Below are 22,160 nucleotides of genomic sequence, written 5' to 3'. Positions count from 1 at the left end.
TTCGTTATTTATTTCTACTTTTGTATCGATATGGATAATAAATCAGAAAAAAAGCATTTGGCTGGAATGTCAGCTTCTGAAATTACGGAAGTTGTAGAGAGTCTGGGAATGCCTCGATTTACGGCAAAACAGATAGTATTTTGGTTATATGAAAAGCGAGTAAATTCGATTGATGAAATGACCGATTTGTCAAAAGTGAATCGAGGGAAATTACTGGAAAAGTATGATGTGGGTTATGTTGCGCCAGTTCAGGAGATGCGTTCGGTAGATGGTACGGTAAAATACTTGTTTGCCACTTCACATGATAGTTCGGTGGAAGCGGTTTATATACCAGATAAGGAGCGGGCAACACTTTGTGTTTCGTCACAAGTCGGATGTAAAATGAATTGTTTGTTTTGTATGACAGGTAAACAGGGTTTTACTCGTAATTTAACGGCAAATGAAATTTTGAATCAGATAATATCTATTCCGGAGAGCCGTACTCTTACCAATTTGGTATTTATGGGAATGGGAGAGCCGTTCGATAATATTGATGAACTGATGAAAGTACTTTCTATTTTGACCTCGGAATGGGGATTTGCCTGGAGTCCTAAACGGATAACGGTTTCTACCATTGGGCATCGTGTGGGAATGGAACGGTTCTTAAAAGAAAGCGATTGTCATTTAGCTGTAAGCTTACATTCTCCTTTTCCTGTAGAGCGATTGTCTTTGATGCCTGTAGAAAAGGCATATCCGGAATATGAAATTATTGAAAAACTTCGACAGTATGATTTCTCGAAACAGCGTAGGCTTTCGTTTGAATATATTATGTTTAGAGGATTAAATGACTCGTTAAGGCATGCAGAGGAACTTGTACGCTTATTGAAAGGCTTGCATTGTCGTATAAATTTGATACGTTTTCATGCAATTCCTGATGTGGCATTAAGGACTTCGGATGAGTCTTCCATGGTGCAATTTAGGAATTATCTTACGAGAAAAGGTATAATTTGTACGATCCGTTCGTCTCGGGGTGAAGATATTTTTGCTGCATGTGGAATGTTGTCTACTGCAAGAACGCAGAAGATGAAATTAAGGGAATAATGAGTTTGTAGATTTTTTGCTAAAATGCTTTTTTTTACAATATAAATATTAACTTAGAGCTTGAATAGAAATATAGTATAATGGAAGATAATTATAAAGTCCGGGTAGGAATTACCCAAGGAGATATAAATGGGATAGGATATGAAGTAATATTGAAAACTTTATCCGATCCTCGAATTGTAGAGGTATGTACACCAATAGTTTATGGTTCACCTAAAGTTGCAGCTTATCATCGTAAAGCACTGGACTTACCTTCTCTTAATTTTAATATCATTAATTCTGCAGAGCAAGCTTCGGATTTGAAGTTGAATATTATTAATTGTATTGATGAAGAAACGAAAGTGGAGCTTTCAAAACCAACTTTACAATCGGGACAGGCTGCTTATTTGGCTCTTGAAGCAGCAGCAGCAGATATAGAAAGAGGTGTCATAGATGTAATGGTTACAGCTCCTATTAATAAACATAATATACAGTCTGAAAATTTTGATTTTCCTGGGCATACTGAATTTCTTGAGAAGAGATTAGGGAAAGGGCGTAAATCTTTAATGATATTGATGAATGAGCATTTGCGCGTGGCTCTTGTTACGGGACATGTGCCCCTGAGTCGGGTGCCGGAACTTATTACTAAAACAGATATTATACAAAAACTTCGTGTATTCAATCATTGTCTGAAACAAGATTTTGGGATTATAAAGCCTCGTATTGCTGTACTATCTCTTAATCCTCATGCTGGTGAAGATGGGTTGTTAGGCACGGAGGAAAAAGATATTATTGTCCCAGCGTTGAAAGAGGCTGGAGATATGGGTATTTTATGTTTTGGACCTTATGCTGCTGACGGTTTTTTTGGGTCAGGCCATTTTACTCATTTCGATGGAGTTCTTGCCATGTATCATGATCAAGGACTAGCTCCGTTTAAGACTTTGGCTATGGAAGATGGTGTCAATTTCACTGCCGGGTTGCCCATTATACGTACTTCTCCTGCACATGGAACAGCATATGATATTGCTGGAGAAAATAAAGCTTCTGAAGAGTCTTTCCGTCATGCTATGTATTTAGCGATTGATGTTTTTGGCTGCCGTTCTCGTTATAAAGAAGCTCATGCTAATCCTCTTCGTAAACAATATTTTGATAAGAGTGGGGATAATGAGGTATTGAATCTTGAGGAGGAAGAGAAAGAAGAGTAATTGAGGATAATTGCTGTGCAAAATATTCTGTAAGTAAATTTTTTTGTTTAACATATATTATGATTTTCGGATACTTGTGGTTTTGTATGTAAACTTCATAGGTATCCGAAAGTTTTCTTTTATTGTTTGTTTAAATCCTTTTATTTATTAGTAAAGTCGTTTTTTTTATTAAATTTAGATTACTAGAAAAGTTTTTTGAGTTTTCTGAGTAAAATTATTTAAGTGTTAAAAATAACAGTTTCTTTTGTTTGATAACGAATATTACGGACATTTGCACTAATGAAATATAATTGTAATATATAATGAAATATGCAGTAATTGCAGCAGGAGAGGGTTCTCGATTGATTGAAGAAGGTATAATAGAACCTAAACCTTTGGTTAGAATAAATGGGGAAACAATGATAGATCGTTTGCTGCGTATTTTTTTGGAAAATAACGCAGAATCGATAAGTATTATAGTCAATAATGAGATGACTGTGGTACAAAAGTATGTTCAGGAGCTGAAATTAGCAGTTCCTGTAAATATTGTCGTAAAGTCGACTCCGAGTTCTATGCATAGTTTTTATGAACTGACTCCCTATTTAAAGGGAGGAAAATTTGTTTTAACCACGGTCGATACAATGTTCCGAGAGGAAGAGTTTGCAGAATATGTATCGGAGTTTGATAAGAGTACTGATATTGATGCTCTCATGGCGGTAACGGATTATATTGACGATGAAAAGCCTCTTTATGTGGAAACGGATGGTAATTTAGATATCATCGGATTTAAGGATGTTGTATATTCGGGAGCACGATATATTTCGGGAGGAATTTATGGCTTGTCTGATAATGCATTGGATATTCTGAGAGATTCTATGATGGAAGGAGTTTCTCGTATGCGCAATTATCAACGTCGTCTTGTAGAAAACGGATTGAAGCTAAAAGCCTATCCTTTTTCAAAAATTATTGATGTTGATCATGCAGGCGATATAGAAAAGGCTGCAATTTTTGTTAAAAGATAAAATGATAGAAATGGACCAGTATACTGTTATAGCCGGAGTAAAAAGAGCTGGAGCTTATTCGCCTAATCATATAGGAAATGATGCTGCGATATTTGAGCAGACAATGCAGCATTTGCATAGTATGGGTTATGTAATACATTATTATTCGGAAGAAGAGTTTCAGACAACGGAGATAAAAGAACCCATTATTGTGAATATGTGTCGAGAGATGACATCCATAAAGAAACTTCAGGCTTTAGAGAAAGAAGGAAAAATTATTATTAATTCGGGATTTGGAATAGAAAATTGTACTCGAGAAAGGATGACTAGACTTTTGGTAAGTGCAGAAGTACCTTATCCTGAAAGTATAATTGTTTCTACTTCGGCACCAGTACAAGAAGAGTTAGAAAAGAGACGTTTTATCAATTGTTGGATAAAACGGGGGGATTTTCATGCTATGCATAAAGAAGATGTCAGTTATGTAAGGCATCCGGAGGAAGCACAAGATATACTTCGGGAATATGCTTTGAGAGGTATAAGACGAGCAGTCATAAATAGGCATCTTGAGGGAGATTTAGTTAAGTTTTATGGTATTGCCAACAGTGATTTTTTTTATTGGTTCTATCCTTTTGATATGCATCATAGTAAATTTGGACATGAGCAAATTAATGGAAAAGCAGTGGGAATCCCATTTTCGATAGATGAGATGCAGTCTATTTGTAAAAAGGCTTCAGAGGTACTTAACGTACATGTTTTTGGAGGAGATTGCATAATATCTTCTGAAGGAGATATACAAATAATAGATTTTAATGATTGGCCCAGCTTTGCCCCATGCCGGGATGTAGCGTCACAACATATTGCTCGTTGCGTACATAATGTTATTGAAAAAGAGTTGTCGATACGGGCATATTCTACAATACTAAAGGAGGCTTGATTGGAAATGAAAGAGAAGGGGAAACAGGAAAGAGTACCGTTGGAGGCAACTTTAAAATCAATGGATACAGAAGAGACGATTGATTTGTGGTTTTATCGTCCGATTGGGTATAGGTGGGCTCTTTTGTTCCAAAAATTGGGTATTACACCTAATGTGGTGACTATAGCTTCAATATTCATCGGAATAGCTGCAGGGGTATTGTTTTATTTTGATGATTTGGTGTATAATGTGATTGGAATGTTGTTGTTAGTTTGGGCTAATTCGTATGATAGTGCGGATGGGCAGTTGGCTCGGATGACAGGACAATATTCTCGTTTAGGACGTATTCTTGATGGACTAAGTGGAGACCTTTGGTTTATAACTATTTATATATCATTGTGTTTACGGCTTATGAACTCAGGATGGGGACTGTGGGCTTTTTTGTTAGGTGCTGTAGCAGGATATAGCCATATTCGTCAGGCTGCTTTAGCAGATTATTATCGTAATTTCCATCTATTTTTTGTAAAAGGCAAATCAGGTAGTGAGTTAGATGATTCATGCCAGTTAGAAGCTAATTATAAAGCTATGAATTGGAAGAAAGATTTTATCAATAAATTGGTAATGTTTTTTTATATTGGGTATACTCGTAATCAGGAGCGTTTTACGTCTTGCATGCAAAGATTGAGAGAAATAATCCGCTCGAAGTATGGAGAGGAAGTTCCTGTTTTATTTCGAGAAGCATTTAGAGCCCAAAGTAAACCATTGATGAAATATACCAATATGCTTTCATTCAACACTCGGGTTATTGCTTTATTTATTTCCTTGTTTATAAATGAGGTTTGGCTTTATTTTGTTTTTGAGTTATCGATATTGAATATTATGTTGATATATATGCGTAACCGTCATGAAAAAATATGTAGTAATTTTGTGGAGAAAATCTTGGAGAAAGGCATATAACTATGATAAAAGGACTAATATTTGATTACGGGGGGACTATCGATTCTGACGGTGTACATTGGAGTGAAATTTTGTGGGAAAGCTATTTACAGTATAGCATTCCGGTAAGTAAGTCTCAGTTTAGGAATGTTTATGTTTTAGCAGAGAGGGAATTGGCAAAACATCCGTATATAAGACCTGAGTACAATTTTTATGATTTATTGGAGATAAAAATAGACTTGGAGCTAGGATATTTGATCGAGCAGGGAGTATTGGATTTAGTTTATAAAAAATATGCAACTGAAATGGCCCGATTTTGCTATGATAAAGCTCGGAAAACTGTAAATAAAGCTTGTAAGATTCTTGATTCTCTGAATGAGTGTTATCCAATGGTATTGGTATCGAATTTTTATGGGAATATACAGACTGTACTTACGGATTTTGGATTGAATAAATATTTTAGTCATGTAGTAGAATCTGCAATAGTAGGAGTACGTAAGCCCGATCCGCGAATATTTCAGCTCGGAGTTGAAGCCTTGGGTTTAAAACCTCAAGAAACTGTTGTTATTGGGGATAGTTATAAAAAAGATATAGTTCCGGCTTCTTCGTTAGGATGTCAAACTATATGGCTGAAAGGAAAAGGTTGGACAGACGAAGAAGATGTAATCAAACATGAGCATATTATTTATAGCTTTGGGGATTTAAAAAATATATTGTTAAAAGTTGTATGAAATAGCTCTTGCAAAGGTATATTATAAAACTGTTCTGTTTTTCTTTAAAAATATATTGAAAGGTCATATCTCTAGCTTTTTATAGTTTGCAAGGCAATTATTAACGTAAAAACCTTTTACAGAATAAAAAAAGAATATATATTTACTAAAAAATTAACCGGTAACAGAAGTAAAGTTATCTAACGATTTTATTCAACTAAAAAAGTTGTTTTAAAGAAACAAGATTATGGAAAAAATTAATGTGAAAAAGGCCGACGGTAAGTTAGGCGTTTTGGTTGTCGGTGTAGGGGGAGCAGTAGCCTCTACATTTGTAGTCGGTACGTTAGCCGTAAGAAAGGGATTAGCAAAACCTATTGGTTCTATTACCCAATTGGCCAATATCCGTTTAGGAAAAAAAGAAGAAAACAGATTTCCCAAAATTAAAGATGTTGTGCCTTTGGCCGATCTTAATGATATTGTATTTGGTGGTTGGGACATATTTGAAGATAATGTTTATGAAGCAGCAAAGCATGCAGAGGTTCTGGAACAAAAAGATTTGGATGGAGTAAAAGACGAGCTTGTTGCGATTAAACCAATGAAAGCTGCATTTCTTCAGGAATATGTAAAACGTTTGCATGGTACTTGGGTGAAAGAAGCCGGGACCAAATGGGATATGATGGAACAAATTCGTGAAGATATTCGTAATTTCAAAGCTAAAAATAATTGTTCTCGTTTAGTGGTGATATGGGCCGCAAGTACAGAGGTTTATATTCCGATGAGTGAAGTTCATATGGATTTGGCAAAATTCGAAAAGGCAATGAAGGAAAATAGCCCTGAAATAGCTCCGAGTATGTTGTATTCTTATGCTGCTATTTCCGAAGGCGTTCCTTTTATAAATGGAGCTCCGGCTTTGACTGTGGATATGCCTGCCATTTGGGAACTGTCAAAACAGAAGAATGTACCTATTTGTGGGAAAGATTTTAAGACAGGGCAGACTATGATGAAGACTGTATTGTCTCCGATGTTAAAGACTCGTATGTTAGGTTTGAGTGGATGGTTCTCGACGAATATTTTGGGAAATCGTGATGGTGAGGTTCTGGACGATCCTGATTCATTCAAAACAAAAGAGGTCAGCAAATTATCGGTTATTGATACTATTCTTGAAAAAGATTTGTATCCAGAACTTTATAGTAATATTTATCATAAAGTTCGTATTAACTATTATCCTCCTCGTAAAGATAATAAGGAAGGTTGGGATAATATCGACATATATGGATGGATGGGTTATCCGATGCAGTTGAAGGTTGATTTTTTGTGTAGGGATTCTATTTTGGCTGCACCTTTATGCTTAGATTTAGTTCTTCTTACTGATTTAGCACAACGTTGTGGTTTTTCTGGTATTCAGAAATGGTTGTCATTCTATTTTAAGAGTCCAATGCATACGCTTGAGACACAGCCGGAACACGACTTGTTTGTTCAATATCGTATGTTGAAAGATAAGTTGCGTAATATTATTGGAGAAGAATCCGTTGAATATATTGATTGATAAGATTGATTAATTAAAAGTTAAAGTGAAGTTTCTGGATATTCTGGGAGCTTCACTTTAACTTTTTATTCCTATCTTTTGTCGATTTGCGAATTGCCCAAATAATGTTATCTTTGTATAATATTTCCAGGTGAAATAGGATGATAGGTATATAAACAAATAAAATCTGAATTTATTTAAATGGGAAAAGTTTTAATTATTGGTGCAGGAGGTGTAGGTACCGTTGTTGCTCATAAAGTAGCGCAAAATCCTGATGTGTTTACAGAAATTGTGTTAGCCAGCCGTACCAAGTCGAAATGTGATACTATTGCAAAAGCAATAGATTGTAACCGTATTAAAACGGCTCAGGTAGATGCGGATAATGTAGAGGAATTGGTAAAACTCTTTAATGAGCATAAACCCGATATTGTCATTAATGTAGCATTGCCATATCAAGATTTGACTATTATGGATGCCTGCTTAGCTTGTGGTGTGAACTATCTCGACACAGCTAATTATGAACCAGTAGATGAGGCAAAATTTGAATATAAATGGCAATGGGCTTATCAAGAACGTTTTAAGGATGCAGGTTTGACTGCTATTCTTGGGTGTGGTTTTGACCCAGGAGTATCAGGAGTATATACTGCTTATGCTGCAAAGCATTATTTTAAAGAAATGCAATACCTTGATATTGTTGATTGTAATGCAGGAGATCATGGTAAAGCATTTGCAACTAATTTTAATCCTGAGATTAATATACGAGAGGTTACTCAAAAGGGAAAATATTACGAGAATGGTAAATGGATATATACTGAGCCGCATGAAATACATAAAGCTTTAACATATCCTAATATAGGCCCAAAAGAATCGTATGTAATCTATCATGAGGAGCTGGAATCTTTGGTTAAGAATTATCCTACGTTAAAACGTGCTCGTTTCTGGATGACATTTGGGCAAGAATATCTGACTCATTTACGTGTAATTCAAAATATCGGAATGGCACGTATTGATCCTATTATATATAATGGAATGGAAATTGTTCCTATACAATTTCTAAAGGCCGTATTGCCTAATCCTGGAGAGTTAGGTGAAAATTATGTCGGAGAGACTTCTATAGGTTGTCGGATAAAAGGTATAGGCAAGGATGGTAAGGAGATGACTTATTATGTGTATAATAATTGTAGTCACCATGCTGCTTACCTTGAAACTGGTGCACAAGGAGTAAGTTATACTACAGGTGTACCGGCGATGATTGGTGCAATGATGTTCCTCAAGGGGTTATGGAAAAAACCGGGAGTATTTAATGTAGAAGAATTTGATCCCGATCCATTTATGGAGCAGCTTAATAAACAAGGGTTGCCTTGGCATGAGGTATTTAATGAGGATTTGGAAGTCTGATATTGTAAAGATTTATTTAGGACTTATTATTTCGATTATTGTCATTTCAGATTACAGAATTTTTTGATTATTGGATTTATTTCTGTATCTGAAGTGGCAATTATATTTTTAGGTTGGTCAGAACAGAATATTTTAAAGAAAAATCCATGAAAAATATATATAATCTTTTGCGTATAGCGTCCCGTATTCGTAGTCAAAGGTTGAAATTATTAGGTATTTATTTTTTACATCTGACCCGTCAGCGTTATATAGGAGTTTTTATAGATCCTATATTGGCCTGTAATTTCAGATGTCGTATGTGTTATTTCAGTGATGAGGAAAGAAGAAAAACATTGAAAGGCAGTTTAGCTTTTCAGGATATTGAAGCTATTTCGAAGTCTTTATATCATCGGGCATTGAAGTTACAAATAGGATGTGGAGCAGAGCCCACTTTGTATAAGGACTTATATAAAGTAGTCGCTTTGGGTAAACAGTATAAAGTTCCTTATATTTCGCTTACTACGAATGGGAACATTTTGACTTACGAATCTTTGTATAAGCTTGTTGCTACAGGGCTGGATGAGTTGACTTTATCTATGCATGGAGTGAAAAAAGATACGTATGAGTACATGATGGTTAATGGGAAATATGAAAAGTTCTGTGCATTGATAGACGCAACGATGAAAGTAAAGCAACAGTATCCTGGTTTTAAGTTGCGGATAAATTATACGATGAATGAGGATAATGTAGAAGAACTTTCTCAGTTATTTAATATATTTCCTGATTTGCCAGTCGATATATTACAATTACGACCAATCCAGAATATAGGCAATACGGTATATAATAATTATTCTTTAGAGAAACTTTTTTCTTATTTTGAATCTGTTATAAAACCTTTACATGATGAGTGTGTTCGGCGTGGGATAATATGCATATCTCCAACAAAAGAAAATCTGAGTGTACTACAAAGTAAGGAAACTTCCGATATGATAAGTGATGTGACGTATTGTTATATTTCTCCTGATATTTGTTGGAAAGAGGATTTTGATTACCATACGCAAAATTTTGAGCAGTATTCGAGGAAGCATCATTTAGGGTGGTCTTTGATAAAAAAAATATGCCTTCCGTTCAAAAGGACAAAGGTCAATAAAACACGTAAAATGAATTATACGGTGGAATAAAAAGATAAATATTATTGTAGAAGTGTTTGTTTAATATTTATTTGTTGGTGATTAGTTTTAATAGAAAAAGAATCTATTTTTTTGTCTTTTAGAAAAGCTAAAATATATTTTCTGTTTATCTATTTTCGAGATAGCAGAATGTATTTGGAATTAGATTTGTTTAGAGTAGAGAGTCTATTTTTTCGAATATTTTTCTAAAAAATTAACTTAGAAAAAAATTGAATAGAACATTATACAATAAAAATATTTTATATATGCTATTATTTGGCATATCTCATTTTTATATTTGCCGATGTAAAGATAGGAAGATGAGGCGCTATAGTATTGCAGTTGTTGCATCAGTATTTTTTGTTATCTTTGGAAAAGTAATAATATAATAAACGGTTGTAAATATGGCATTAAAAGTTGGAGATAGAATACCCGAGATATTGGGAGTAAATCAATATGGAGAAGAGGTAAAAACTAAAGATCTTGCAGGTAAAAAATTGGTATTATACTTTTATCCTAAAGATAATACGCCAGGATGCACTGCCGAAGCATGTAGTCTACGGGATGGATATGAAAGATTGAGGGCTGCGGGCTATGAGGTTATCGGGGTTAGCAAAGATTCTGTAAAATCTCATCAAAAGTTTATAGAAAAACAGGATTTACCTTTTCAGTTGATTGCAGATACAGATACTACTTTAAATCAGGTGTTCGGAGTGTGGGCAGAAAAGAAGATGGCTGGACGTACCTATATGGGAACTTTGCGTACGACATTCTTGATTGATGAGAATGGAATTGTAGAAAAAATTATTGATAAAGTTGATACGAAGCAACATGCAGAACAGATATTAGATGATAAATTAAGATAAATAGTTATGGACAGTACAGAAGTAAATGCTGAGAGCAAAGCAGGAAGAGTACCTGTGTCAAATGAAAAGTTGAAGGCATTGCAAGCCGCAATGGACAAAATAGAAAAGAATTATGGTAAAGGTGCCATTATGAAAATGGGGGACGACCACGTAGAGGAAATAGCCGTAATTTCTACGGGATCTATTGGGCTGAATGCAGCTTTGGGAGTTGGTGGTTTTCCACGTGGGCGTGTTATAGAGATTTATGGGCCAGAATCTTCTGGGAAAACGACATTGGCAATACATGCAATAGCTGAGGCTCAGAAGGCAGGAGGGATTGCAGCCATTATTGATGCAGAGCATGCATTTGACCGTTTTTATGCTGAAAAATTAGGAGTAGATGTCGAGAATCTTTGGATTTCTCAGCCAGATAGTGGAGAACAAGCTTTGGAGATTGCAGAGCAACTCATTCGTTCGTCGGCTGTCGATATTGTTGTAATAGATTCTGTGGCAGCATTAACTCCAAAAGCTGAGCTTGAAGGAGAAATGGGTGATTCGAAGATGGGATTGCAAGCTCGTTTGATGTCACAAGCTTTACGTAAACTTACGGCGACAATAAATAAAACAAATACGACATGTATTTTTATCAATCAGTTGCGTGATAAATTAGGTGTAATGTTTGGTAATCCTGAAACGACGACAGGTGGTAATGCATTGAAGTTTTATGCTTCTGTGCGTCTTGATATACGGCGTATTAGCCAAATAAAGGATGGAGATGAAGTAATTGGTAATCAGACGAGAGTAAAAGTTGTAAAAAACAAAGTAGCACCTCCTTTCCGTAAGGCTGAATTTGATATTATGTTTGGGGAAGGAATTTCTAAATCTGGAGAGATTATTGATTTAGGGGTGGAAAAAGGAATTATTAAGAAAAGTGGTTCATGGTTTAGTTATGGTGAAATCAAGTTGGGGCAAGGACGTGATGCTGCAAAAAAATGTATCAGTGACAATCCAGAGTTAGCTGAGGAGCTTGAAGGTTTGATAATGGAAGCGCTGAAACCAGCTAAATAAATTATTTTTAAACACCTGAATTTTTTATTTAGTGATTTTTTGTCTGTAATAAATGAGGGTGTATCAAAATTCAATTTTTGGAAATATGAGCTTATAATTTGAAATTTGAGCATCCTAAAGGACTAAAGATAGGGGCGTATCATTACTCAATACAGAGTTTGATACGCCCTTTTTAAGTATTATAGTTACAATCTGTAGCTTTTTGGAGGGGACATTTTAGTTTTGATACACCCCCATAATGAAATATGGAAATTCGTTATTTCATTCTGTAAAATTCTAAATCCTCAACATCGAATTGGTCGATAAATTTGGCATTTTTTGTAACTTCCGATTCTCCATAATGGATATAAACTTCAGCAGAGGTACGGAATGAATCGCAACGAGTTGTGTCAAGCAATAGTAGATGTCCCATAATAATATGACCAGCCATTTCTACCATTCGACGGGCATGAAAATCAATGTACTCAGAATCTTTAGTTTCAGTAACTTTCGTAACAATCTTTTCGTAAATCTCGGTCATTGTTTTTAATCGATTACGTAGAGGAATCAAATCTGAAGAAATTTCTTGAGACTCATAAAATTTCATCATATTGAGGTAAGTTCCGGTTGTCACATGACGTATGGCAGCAACAACTTGCAGTTGGGTTGTACCTTCATAGATAGATGTTATACGGGCGTCACGATATATGCGTTCGCAAGCATAATCTTTCATAAAACCAGAACCGCCATGTATTTGTACACAGTCATAGGCATTCTGGTTACAAAATTCGCTACCCATACCCTTGGCCAATGGTGTAAATGCATCTGCCTGTTTTTGATACATCTTCATTTCTGCGCGTTCTTCTTTTTCGAGTTTGCTTTCTTTTGAGATGTCTTCAAGGGTTTTATACATATCAACAAAGCGAGTTGTCTCATAAAGTAATGAACGAGAAGCATCAAGTTTAGCTTTCATTAAAGACAACATTTCATATACGGCAGGAAATTCAATAATAGCTTTACCGAATTGACGACGTTCTTGGGCATAAGACAGTGCTTCGCGATATGCAGCTTCAGATACACCGACAGACTGAGCAGCAATACCCAGACGTGCACCATTCATTAATGCCATTACGTATTTGATAAGGCCCATTTTCCGGTCACCACAAAGTTCTGCTTTTGCATTGCGGAATACGAGTTCACAAGTAGGAGAGCCCTTGATTCCCATTTTATTTTCGATGCGACGTACGGTAACACCTCCATCGTTTTTATCATAAATAAACATAGATAAGCCGCGCCCGTCTTTGGTACCTTCTTCGGAACGAGCTAAAACAAGAGCAATGTGTCCATCTCCGTTTGTAATGAATCGTTTTACTCCATTCAGATACCAGCATCCATCTTTCTCGCTATATGTAGCTTTTAACATTACAGCTTGTAGGTCAGACCCTGCATCTGGTTCGGTCAAGTCCATTGCCATAGTTTCACCGGCACAAACACGAGGCAGATATCTTTGTTTTTGTTCTTCACTGGCAAATTCATATATAGTTTCAGCACAGTCTTGTAATCCCCATATATTTACAAATCCGGCATCGGCACGGCTTACCATGTCTGCTGCCATAATGTAAGGTACTAGAGAAAAATTGAGTCCATTGTAACGACGAGGTAAAGATATTCCCATTAGGCCGGCTTTGACTAAGGCATCCAGATTTTTCTGTGTTCCTGCCGCATATTGTACATGTCCGTCTATGACATGGGGGCCTTCATGATCTACATCTTCGGCATTAGGAGCAACAATGTCACCACAAATTTCCCCTGCAATTTCGAGCACTTTTTCGTAGCTGTCTATTGCGTCTTCATAATCAAAGGGTGCATAATCATATTTTTGCGCATCAGTGTAATTGCGCTCTTTTAAGGCAACCAACCGCTTCATGAGCGGGTGAGTTAAGTGATGTTTCAAATCACTGTTATCCAAATAAAAATTGGCCATATTATTTTACTTTGTTGTTATTACTTAAAGTTTAAAGTTGATAGGAAGTGTGTATAACACATTTACCGGCAATCCGAACTGTGATCCAGGAGTCCACTTGGGCATCGATTTTACCAGATGCATAGCTTCCTGGTCGAGAAATGGGTCTATACTGTGAACTACCTTTATATCGTCGATAGCACCATCTCTTTTCACAACGAAGCGGACGATAACTTTGCCTTCTATTTTCTTTTTTTGAGGAGCTTCTGGGTATTTCAGTTTCTGCAAATAGTTTTTGAACGCTTCTTGCCCTCCAGGAAAGACTGGCAATATTTGATAATGTATGTAAGGTATCAGTTTACCTTCTTCATCGAAGCACCGGCTTTTTTCCTTATCGACTTTTCCGTTATCGAACCAATATTCTGCTCTGATATTTCCATTTTTGAAATAAGAAATAGTCTTACCATTTAGTTCATTTTCATTATATTCGGAGCTGACTCTGATTTTTCCTGATGAATAAAATTCTTTAGAATTACCCTGACGAATCTTTTTTTTCTTTGTATATGACGAGTAATAGACATCACTTATCAGTATTCCCTTTTTATTGAATTTGCATACCTTAGTAAGACCGATACCATCTATTTTATTTATCACTTCATATCTGTATATGTGGTTGACTTCATTGTTCGAAATCTTTTTATTGTCAATATCATAATATACCGTATCAGTTTGAGCCGATATAAGATGTATCGGATATAGAGTGGTGATAATGAAAATATATGTAAGCAGATATTTGCTCATCGGATTCAGATACTATTTCGAATTTTTCTTATAATATTTGATCATTTTCGGAAGAATATCTTCTACTGTACCGGTTATAACATAATCGGCGATGGTATTAATAGGTGCATTCGGATCATTGTTTATTGCGATGATCATGGAGCTATCTTGCATACCAGCAATATGTTGTATTTGTCCAGAAATACCACATGCGATATACAGTTTAGGGCGTACGGTCACTCCGGTTTGACCTATCTGTCGTTCGTGTTCTGCAAATCCTGCATCGACAGCAGCACGTGAAGCTCCTACTTCCCCTCCAATAGTAGCAGCTAAATCATAAAGAAGTTTGAAATTTTCTTTCGAGCCTACACCGTATCCTCCAGCTACAATAATCGGAGCTCCTTTAATGTTGACTTTTGACTTTTCTATTTGCCGTTCGATTACTTCAACAACAAAGTCTGTGTCAGAGATGTATTTCGAAATGTCTAACTTTATAATTTCTCCTTTATATGAAGGTGAGACTATTTCTTTTTTCATTACACCTTCACGAACAGTTGCCATTTGCGGACGGCATTCGGGATTTACAATTGTGGCAACGATATTTCCCCCGAAAGCAGGTCGAATTTGATATAAAAGGTTTTCATAATTTTTTCTTTCTTTTTTATCTTCATGGGAACCTATTTCAAGAGAAGTACAGTCTGCAGTCAGCCCGCTATGTAGTGATGATGATACCCGCGGTCCTAAGTCTCGGCCAATACTGGTAGCACCCATTAAGCAGATTTGGGGCTTAATTTCTTTAAAAAGATTTACCAAAACAGAAGTGTGTGGCATGGATGTGTAAGGATACAGTCTTTTGTCGTCAGCCAAGTATATGGTGTCTGCTCCATAAGGAAATATCTGTTTTTCGATATCATCAAGCTTATGTCCAATAACCAGAGCTTCGAGTTTACAATTTAGTTTGTTGGCCAAAGTACGGCCTTTAGTAAGTAATTCTAGACTTACATCGGCAATGATGCCGTCTTCTATTTCGCAATATACAATAAGATTGTTCATAATTTTGTTTTTTAGGAGTTAATGTATATGACTTACAGACATCATCCGATAGTGTGGTTCGCAATTAACTCTTTCATCAAATCGTCAATTTCTACATCTGTACCCGTGAGTCGTTTACTCTCCTTAGCTTGGAATACAACATTTTCTATTGACTTTACTTTTGTGGGAGAGCCGGAAAGGCCTACTTGTTGTAAGTCAGCATCTACGTCTACTACACTCCACTCATTTAATTTCAAATATGGTCGGCTATCTAAAATACTGCCTAAATAGTCATTATCTTGATTTTGACTTTCACTTACAGTCTTGGCATATTTGTATTTTTGCACCAGTTTGGCATTACGGGGCCGACATTCGTCAGCGCTTCCATTTACAGTTACTACCAACGGTGTTTTTGCTTCTACTATTTCGATTCCTCTTTCAAGACGACGTTTGATAGTAGCTTTACCATTTTCTATTTTAATAATTTTTTCTGCGTATGTAACCTGTGGTATATGCAATTTTTCTGCGACTTGAGGTCCTACTTGAGCTGTGTCTCCATCGATTGCTTGACGGCCTCCGATAATAATATCATATTCACCCATTTTGCGAATAGCACAAGCCAAAGCATAAGATGTTGCAAGTGTGTCGGCACCGGCAAAGGCTCGGTCAGTCAGTAAAACACCTCCGTCTGCACCTCGGAATAGTCCTTCTCGTAAAATTTCAGCTGCACGGGGAGGTCCCATAGTGAGCAATGATACAGTAGAACCGGGATGCTGATCTTTTAATTGTAACGCTTGTTCCAAAGCATTCAGGTCTTCTGGATTGAAGATTGCAGGTAAAGCTGCGCGGTTGACAGTGCCGTCGGCTTTCATCGCATCTTTTCCAACATTTCGGGTATCCGGTACTTGTTTAGCAAGTACAATAATTTTTAAACTCATAATTTATTAGAGATATTAGATTTGCAATTTTACAAATACAATTATTTATTTTTCGCTTACGCAAATTTACTTAATGCTGTTAATTTGCCAAGTTTTTTTCTACTTATTTTGAATAAGCCCACGTTTTTGATCCAAAAATCAGAAATTTAGGAGTAATAAAAATCTAATCTGAAACAAAATTGTGGATATTTCATTCTTTATTCTGGTTTTTTATTCATAGCTGCTACCATCGAAACAATGTGTACAAATGCATTCTTTGGGAAGACCAATAGATTTTACCAACGTTTCTAATGGATTAAATTTCAATGTTGTGATATTTAATTCCTTACATATACTGTTGACCATGCGACAATATTGTGGGGAATTCGTAGTAGCATATGACGATAGATTTTGAGAATGGTTGCCTTCTAATTTTTGTATTGTGCGACGTGTGATTAGCTCTAGTTCTGACTTTGAAGCTGTGAAATTTAAGAATTTGCATGGATAAATAAGCGGAGGACAACTGATGCGCATATGTACTTCTTTGGCACCATAACGATATAAATCGTTGACGTTATCTCTCAGTTGAGTCCCTCTAACAATAGAATCATCACAAAAGACTACTTTTTTATCTTTCAATAAACTTTTGTTTGGAATCAATTTCATCTTGGCCACTAATTCACGCATTTGTTGATTAGGCGGTGTGAAACTTCGTGGCCAAGTAGGGGTGTACTTGACAATTCCGCGCTGATAGGGTATTTTTTTCCCTACAGCATATCCGAGAGACATACCTATACCCGAATCGGGAATGCCGGAGACAAAATCTGCTTCGATATCATCGTTTTTACCCATTTCCAATCCACAGTCAAAACGCATTTGATCTACATTCTTCCCTTCATATTCACAGACTGGATAGCCATAATATACCCATAGGAATGAACATATTTGCATTTTTTTTCCTGGTTTTCTCATTTGAGTAAAACCATCGGCTGTGATATGTACAATCTCTCCTGGACCTAAATTGTAATGAGTTTCATATCCCAAGTTGGGGAAACTACAGGTTTCGGAAGATACTGCAAAGCCGTTTTTGCCTTTACCTAAGAGTATGGGAGTGCGTCCGTATTTATCACGTGCAGCAATGATTCCATTTTCAGTAAGTAACAGCATTGAACAGGAGCCTTTAATGCGGCGATATACATTCTCGATTCCTTCCGTGAAATTTTTTCCTTCAATAATCAGCATTGATACCAGCTCAGACTGATTGGTGATGCTATTGCTATGTTCGCAAAAGTGATTACCTTTGGCCAACAGGTCTTTTTCGAGTTCAGGGATATTATTAATTTTAGCGACGGTTACAATAGCAAATTTGCCAAGGTGAGAATTAATAATGATTGGCTGCGCATCTGTGTCACTAATAACTCCGATGCCAGAGTTCCCACTAAATGATGGTAAATCATCTTCAAATTTAGAGCGAAAATATGAGTTCTCAATATTGTGGATAGCTCGAGTAAAAGTTCCATTGTTTTGAGTTACCATTCCGGCTCGCTTTGTTCCCATGTGTGAATTATAATCGACTCCATAAAAAAGGTCAGCTACACATTTTTCTTTCTTGATTGTACCAAAAAATCCTCCCATAGTCTTTTTAATCCTCTGTTTCTTTCTGTATTTTGAAATATTTTTTTAATAAGAACGGGAGGACGACGGTATTATACCCTTCTCCTCCCGTAGTATGTTCGAGTTTATTTTTGTATTTGTTTTTCTATCCATTTACGAGCATTTACAAATGCTTCTATCCATGGAGTTACTTGATCGTTTTCTTTACGCTCTATAGGATAGTATGCACATTGCCAGGGGAAGATTGCTCTTTCTAAGTGAGGCATCATTGCTAAATGACGTCCATCACTTGATGCGATTCCTGCTATTGCATAAGGAGAACCATTTGGATTGGCTGGATATGCGTCATAACTATATTGAGCGACGATGTTGTATTTGTCTTTAGAATAAGGTAGTTTAAATTTTCCCTCTCCGTGTGATACCCAAATGCCCAACTTACTACCAGAAAGAGATCCGAACATGACGGAATTATTTTTCGGTATTGTTAATCCTAAAAATTGGGATTCAAACTTATGTGAATCATTATGTTGCATTTTAGGCTTTTGTTCATGTTCTGGAGTTAATAAGCCTAACTCAACCATTAGCTGGCATCCATTACATATTCCTAAGCTCAAAGTATCTTTCCGAGAATAATACCTGTCAAGAGTTGCTTTGGCTTTTTCATTCCATAAGAATCCTCCTGCCCAGCCTTTGGCTGAGCCTAATACATCTGAATTAGAAAATCCACCACAGTAGACTATCATATTGACATCTTCCAATGTTTCACGGCCCGTGATTAGGTCAGTCATATGTACATCTTTTACATCAAATCCTGCCAGATAAAGAGAATACGCCATTTCTCTGTCACCATTTACACCTTTTTCACGAATAATAGCAGCTTTTATTCCACTTGGAGTACGTCGTTCGGCACTAATTCCATATTGAGATAATTTTCCTGTAAATTCAGGTGCAAATTTTAATTTGATGGGTTGTTGTTTGTAGTTTTCAAATCGAGCTTTAGCGCAAGCTTCTCCACTTTGTTTCCGATCAAGTAAATATGATGAGGAGAACCAGAGGTCGCGTAAGTAATCAATACCAAATTGATATTTAGCATTATCTTTGCTGACTAAAATATGGCGCTCACTGCATGGACGAGCTATTTTTAGGAATCCAATTCCTTTGCTTTGTAATATTTTTTCGACAGATGTTCTATCTTTTACCTGAATCAGTATCCCTGGATTTTCGCTGAATAATATCTTGATGATATCTTTTTCTGCAAGTTTGTCCAAGTTGACTTCAAGCCCTCCTTCTGTGTTGGAGAATGTCATTTCGAGCAGACTTGTAATCATACCTCCAGCAGAGATATCATGCCCAGCTAAAATAAGGCCTTTGTTTATTAGTTCTTGTATTGTATCAAAAGCTGTTACAAAATATTCTGTATCTTTGATTATTGGTGCTTCGCGCCCTATTTTATTTAATGATTGGGCAAATGCTGAGCCTCCTAATTTGAAACTATCGAATGAAAAATCGATGTAGTAAACCGAAGTATTACGGTCACGCACTAATACAGGTGATACAACCTTTTTGACATCAGAAACTTCTGCCCCAGCAGAGATAATTACAGTTCCTGGGGAATATACTTTTTCATCTCCGTATTTTTGAGTCATGGAGAGGCTGTCTTTACCTGTCGGGATATTGATACCAAGATCACACGCAAATTGGCTACAAGCTTCTACTGCTTTATATAGACGAGCATCTTCTCCTTCATTTTTACATGGCCACATCCAATTGGCACTTAAAGAGACGCTGTTTAGGCCTTCTGTGAGCGGAGCCCATATGATATTTGTCAAAGCTTCTGCTACGGAAAGTATAGACCCTGCTGCAGGATCTATCATTGCTGCTTGTGGAGCATGTCCTATTGATGTTGCAATTCCGGCTTTACCTCGGTAGTCGAGTGCAACGACACCACAGTCACTTAATGGAAGCTGGATTTCTCCTTGGCATTGTTGACGAGCAACTTTTCCTGTTACAGAGCGGTCTACTTTATTTGTCAACCAATCTTTACAAGCAACAGATTCAAGTTGTAATACATTTTCGAGATATTCGTGTATTTTGCTAGTTTTGTATTCAATGTCACTATATGTTTCAATAATAGTTTTGTCTGTCATTATAGTGCGGGGTGCTTTTCCAAACATATCTTCCATTGCCAAGTCAATTGGTCTAACTCCGTCAGCTTGTTCGAAAACAAAGCGCATATCTCCGGTCGTTTCACCTACATTATACATGGGAGCACGTTCTCGGTCAGCTATGCGTTTTACAATTTCAACATCTTTTTCATGAATGACGATACCCATGCGTTCTTGGCTTTCGTTCCCGACAATTTCTTTGGCCGATAAAGTCGGGTCTCCTATGGGGAGCTTATCCATTTCTATTTTTCCACCTGTACTTTCTACTAATTCAGAAAGAGCGTTTAGATGACCTCCCGCACCGTGGTCATGTATCGAAACTATTGGGTTATTATCCGATTCGGCCAAGGCTCGTATTACGTTAGCAACACGTTTTTGCATTTCAGGATTGGCACGTTGCACAGCATTCAATTCTATTGCGTTGGCGTATACGCCTGTTTCTACAGATGAAACGGCACCCCCTCCCATTCCAATACGATAATTATCTCCACCCATGACAACGACTCTTTCTCCGGCTTCAGTAGTTCCTTTTATTGCATCGCGCATAGTTCCAAAACCGATACCTCCTGCGAGCATAATTACTTTATCGTATGCGAATTTTTTGTAATTTTCAGCATGTTCAAAAGTAAGTAAAGAGCCACAGATTAGCGGTTGTCCAAATTTATTTCCAAAATCAGATGCTCCGTTTGATGCTTTTACTAAAATTTGTTCAGGTGTTTGGTATAACCATTTTCTTTCAGGCATGGCATGTTTTTCCCACGAACGTCCTTTCTCAGTTCTTGGGTATGAAGTCATATATACAGCTGTCCCGGCGATTGGTAGACTAGCTTTGCCTCCACCTAGTCGGTCGCGTATTTCACCTCCGGTGCCTGTTGCTGCACCATTAAATGGTTCTACAGTGGTGGGAAAATTGTGGGTCTCTGCTTTGAGTGAGATTACAGTTTTGATATTTTTTATTTCAAAAAAATCTGGTTTGTCTTGGGTTGCAGGCGCAAATTGTTCGATTTCTGGACCTTCATTAAATGCCACATTATCTTTATATGCTGATACCAGGCGATTAGGATTGTATTCAGAAGTCTTTTTTATAAGTTTGAATAAAGAACTTTCTTTTTTTTCACCGTCAATAATAAATAATCCATTAAAAATTTTATGACGACAATGTTCTGAATTTACTTGGGAAAAACCGAATACTTCACTATCTGTTAGTTTGCGACCTATTTTTTTACATAGACCGTTCAAATAATCAATTTCATCTTTGCTTAAAGCCAGACCTTCTTGTTGGTTATAAGAAGCGATATCCTCTATGTATACAATAGGATCAGGTTTTTTATTGATTTCAAATACTTGTTGGTTCAGACCGTTATACATGCGTTGTAGCATTGGGTCATGTTCAGCTTTTTCATTTTTTACTGGGAAGTATTCTTCAATGCGGTTGATTCCATTCAATCCCATATTTTGGGTAATTTCTACGGCATTGGTACTCCATGGAGTGATCATTTCTTTACGTGGACCGACAAACCATCCTTTTATGTTGTCATTTTCCAGGATTTTTGCTTGGTCAAAGAGCCAGTTGAGCTTTTCGATTTCTTGAGATGAAAAGGGGTGATCGGCGTCAACGGCAATCACAGTTTGGGCAGATGTTTTGAAAAAAAAGACCATTATCTTGAGTTTTAGTTGTTCGGTTGTAATCCTCAATCTATTTACATAGTATTAACTATAATGCTCTTATACTCAAATTCGTAACAAAAAGTAGTTAAGAGCGGCATAAAAAGCAAATGTAAAAATACGCATGCAAAATTAATCAAAACCTGCATTCTTTAAAACATTTATGCGAAAACTATTGACAAGAATATGACAATTTAGCACTATATTTGCATTCATCAACAAAATATGTTAGGGTTTTCCCATCGTGAAAGTTAGAAG

17 protein-coding genes are annotated in these 22,160 nt (G+C 36.5%); 11 read left to right on the top strand and 6 right to left on the bottom strand.

Features of this window, described 5'->3' with window-relative positions; all coding sequences use genetic code 11:
- The first annotated feature begins 30 nt into the window (after nucleotides 1-30).
- The 11 genes from rlmN (at nucleotide 31) to recA (ending at nucleotide 11,787) form a co-directional block, all read left to right on the top strand.
- Entirely contained in the window at nucleotides 31-1,080 is a 1,050-nt protein-coding gene (gene rlmN, locus Cop2CBH44_RS06550) for a dual-specificity RNA methyltransferase RlmN (RefSeq protein ID WP_200755754.1), read from the top strand.
- An 80-nt stretch (nucleotides 1,081-1,160) separates the two neighbouring features.
- The gene (gene pdxA / locus Cop2CBH44_RS06545) at nucleotides 1,161-2,264 is read left to right on the top strand and encodes a 4-hydroxythreonine-4-phosphate dehydrogenase PdxA (protein ID WP_021931416.1); all 1,104 of its coding nucleotides are present in this window, start codon (nucleotides 1,161-1,163) and stop codon (nucleotides 2,262-2,264) included.
- Between the two features lie 302 nt (nucleotides 2,265-2,566).
- Nucleotides 2,567-3,265, top strand: coding sequence for an NTP transferase domain-containing protein (locus tag Cop2CBH44_RS06540; protein WP_021931417.1), 699 nt, complete (start codon nucleotides 2,567-2,569; stop codon nucleotides 3,263-3,265).
- Between the two features lie 10 nt (nucleotides 3,266-3,275).
- Nucleotides 3,276-4,178, top strand: coding sequence for an ATP-grasp domain-containing protein (locus Cop2CBH44_RS06535; RefSeq protein ID WP_200755753.1), 903 nt, complete (start codon nucleotides 3,276-3,278; stop codon nucleotides 4,176-4,178).
- Nucleotides 4,179-4,184: 6 nt separating this feature from the next.
- The gene (locus Cop2CBH44_RS06530) at nucleotides 4,185-5,114 is read left to right on the top strand and encodes a CDP-alcohol phosphatidyltransferase family protein (RefSeq protein WP_021931419.1); all 930 of its coding nucleotides are present in this window, start codon (nucleotides 4,185-4,187) and stop codon (nucleotides 5,112-5,114) included.
- A 2-nt stretch (nucleotides 5,115-5,116) separates the two neighbouring features.
- Complete coding sequence (locus Cop2CBH44_RS06525) at nucleotides 5,117-5,824, top strand: HAD family hydrolase (protein WP_200755752.1); 708 nt, start codon at nucleotides 5,117-5,119, stop codon at nucleotides 5,822-5,824.
- 226 nt (nucleotides 5,825-6,050) lie between these two features.
- A complete protein-coding gene (locus tag Cop2CBH44_RS06520) occupies nucleotides 6,051-7,349 on the top strand; it encodes an inositol-3-phosphate synthase (protein WP_021931421.1) in 1,299 nt (432 codons plus the stop codon).
- Nucleotides 7,350-7,529: 180 nt separating this feature from the next.
- Nucleotides 7,530-8,726 carry a saccharopine dehydrogenase family protein gene (locus tag Cop2CBH44_RS06515; RefSeq protein ID WP_200755751.1) on the top strand — a complete coding sequence of 399 codons (1,197 nt, stop codon included), beginning with the start codon at nucleotides 7,530-7,532 and terminating at the stop codon, nucleotides 8,724-8,726.
- A gap of 146 nt (nucleotides 8,727-8,872) precedes the next feature.
- Complete coding sequence (locus Cop2CBH44_RS06510; protein ID WP_200755750.1) at nucleotides 8,873-9,886, top strand: radical SAM protein; 1,014 nt, start codon at nucleotides 8,873-8,875, stop codon at nucleotides 9,884-9,886.
- 392 nt (nucleotides 9,887-10,278) lie between these two features.
- Nucleotides 10,279-10,740, top strand: coding sequence for a thioredoxin-dependent thiol peroxidase (gene bcp / locus Cop2CBH44_RS06505; protein ID WP_200755749.1), 462 nt, complete (start codon nucleotides 10,279-10,281; stop codon nucleotides 10,738-10,740).
- A gap of 6 nt (nucleotides 10,741-10,746) precedes the next feature.
- Nucleotides 10,747-11,787 (top strand): recombinase RecA, encoded by a 1,041-nt coding sequence (gene recA / locus Cop2CBH44_RS06500; RefSeq protein ID WP_021931425.1) that lies wholly within the window; start codon nucleotides 10,747-10,749, stop codon nucleotides 11,785-11,787.
- A 256-nt stretch (nucleotides 11,788-12,043) separates the two neighbouring features.
- Here recA and Cop2CBH44_RS06495 read toward each other — a convergent pair whose 3' ends face one another.
- From Cop2CBH44_RS06495 to purL, 6 genes are all read right to left on the bottom strand, one after another.
- A complete protein-coding gene (locus Cop2CBH44_RS06495; RefSeq protein ID WP_021931426.1) occupies nucleotides 12,044-13,750 on the bottom strand; it encodes an acyl-CoA dehydrogenase family protein in 1,707 nt (568 codons plus the stop codon).
- A gap of 24 nt (nucleotides 13,751-13,774) precedes the next feature.
- Nucleotides 13,775-14,530: an energy transducer TonB gene (locus Cop2CBH44_RS06490; RefSeq protein WP_200755748.1), complete on the bottom strand. Its 756-nt coding sequence runs from the start codon at nucleotides 14,528-14,530 to the stop codon at nucleotides 13,775-13,777.
- A 12-nt stretch (nucleotides 14,531-14,542) separates the two neighbouring features.
- Nucleotides 14,543-15,562 carry an electron transfer flavoprotein subunit alpha/FixB family protein gene (locus tag Cop2CBH44_RS06485; protein WP_021931428.1) on the bottom strand — a complete coding sequence of 340 codons (1,020 nt, stop codon included), beginning with the start codon at nucleotides 15,560-15,562 and terminating at the stop codon, nucleotides 14,543-14,545.
- A gap of 41 nt (nucleotides 15,563-15,603) precedes the next feature.
- A complete protein-coding gene (locus tag Cop2CBH44_RS06480) occupies nucleotides 15,604-16,479 on the bottom strand; it encodes an electron transfer flavoprotein subunit beta/FixA family protein (RefSeq protein ID WP_021931429.1) in 876 nt (291 codons plus the stop codon).
- A gap of 210 nt (nucleotides 16,480-16,689) precedes the next feature.
- Nucleotides 16,690-18,093: an amidophosphoribosyltransferase gene (locus Cop2CBH44_RS06475; protein ID WP_200755747.1), complete on the bottom strand. Its 1,404-nt coding sequence runs from the start codon at nucleotides 18,091-18,093 to the stop codon at nucleotides 16,690-16,692.
- A gap of 104 nt (nucleotides 18,094-18,197) precedes the next feature.
- Complete coding sequence (gene purL / locus Cop2CBH44_RS06470) at nucleotides 18,198-21,896, bottom strand: phosphoribosylformylglycinamidine synthase (RefSeq protein WP_200755746.1); 3,699 nt, start codon at nucleotides 21,894-21,896, stop codon at nucleotides 18,198-18,200.
- Nucleotides 21,897-22,160 lie beyond the last annotated feature (264 nt).

Source organism: Coprobacter secundus subsp. similis, assembly GCF_015097275.1.
Lineage (GTDB): Bacteria > Bacteroidota > Bacteroidia > Bacteroidales > Coprobacteraceae > Coprobacter > Coprobacter secundus.
Note: the sequence above shows the minus strand (reverse complement) of the source record. Positions and strands in the feature narration are given on the sequence as shown.

Bases quoted from the DNA above. Each gene is read 5' to 3' on its own strand.
- rlmN (WP_200755754.1), top strand. From the start codon at position 31: ATGGATAATAAATCAGAAAAAAAGCATTTGGCTGGAATGTCAGCTTCT.
- pdxA (WP_021931416.1), top strand. From the start codon at position 1,161: ATGGAAGATAATTATAAAGTCCGGGTAGGAATTACCCAAGGAGATATA.
- Cop2CBH44_RS06540 (WP_021931417.1), top strand. From the start codon at position 2,567: ATGAAATATGCAGTAATTGCAGCAGGAGAGGGTTCTCGATTGATTGAA.
- Cop2CBH44_RS06535 (WP_200755753.1), top strand. From the start codon at position 3,276: ATGGACCAGTATACTGTTATAGCCGGAGTAAAAAGAGCTGGAGCTTAT.
- Cop2CBH44_RS06530 (WP_021931419.1), top strand. From the start codon at position 4,185: ATGAAAGAGAAGGGGAAACAGGAAAGAGTACCGTTGGAGGCAACTTTA.
- Cop2CBH44_RS06525 (WP_200755752.1), top strand. From the start codon at position 5,117: ATGATAAAAGGACTAATATTTGATTACGGGGGGACTATCGATTCTGAC.
- Cop2CBH44_RS06520 (WP_021931421.1), top strand. From the start codon at position 6,051: ATGGAAAAAATTAATGTGAAAAAGGCCGACGGTAAGTTAGGCGTTTTG.
- Cop2CBH44_RS06515 (WP_200755751.1), top strand. From the start codon at position 7,530: ATGGGAAAAGTTTTAATTATTGGTGCAGGAGGTGTAGGTACCGTTGTT.
- Cop2CBH44_RS06510 (WP_200755750.1), top strand. From the start codon at position 8,873: ATGAAAAATATATATAATCTTTTGCGTATAGCGTCCCGTATTCGTAGT.
- bcp (WP_200755749.1), top strand. From the start codon at position 10,279: ATGGCATTAAAAGTTGGAGATAGAATACCCGAGATATTGGGAGTAAAT.
- recA (WP_021931425.1), top strand. From the start codon at position 10,747: ATGGACAGTACAGAAGTAAATGCTGAGAGCAAAGCAGGAAGAGTACCT.
- Cop2CBH44_RS06495 (WP_021931426.1), bottom strand. From the start codon at position 13,750: ATGGCCAATTTTTATTTGGATAACAGTGATTTGAAACATCACTTAACT.
- Cop2CBH44_RS06490 (WP_200755748.1), bottom strand. From the start codon at position 14,530: ATGAGCAAATATCTGCTTACATATATTTTCATTATCACCACTCTATAT.
- Cop2CBH44_RS06485 (WP_021931428.1), bottom strand. From the start codon at position 15,562: ATGAACAATCTTATTGTATATTGCGAAATAGAAGACGGCATCATTGCC.
- Cop2CBH44_RS06480 (WP_021931429.1), bottom strand. From the start codon at position 16,479: ATGAGTTTAAAAATTATTGTACTTGCTAAACAAGTACCGGATACCCGA.
- Cop2CBH44_RS06475 (WP_200755747.1), bottom strand. From the start codon at position 18,093: ATGGGAGGATTTTTTGGTACAATCAAGAAAGAAAAATGTGTAGCTGAC.
- purL (WP_200755746.1), bottom strand. From the start codon at position 21,896: ATGGTCTTTTTTTTCAAAACATCTGCCCAAACTGTGATTGCCGTTGAC.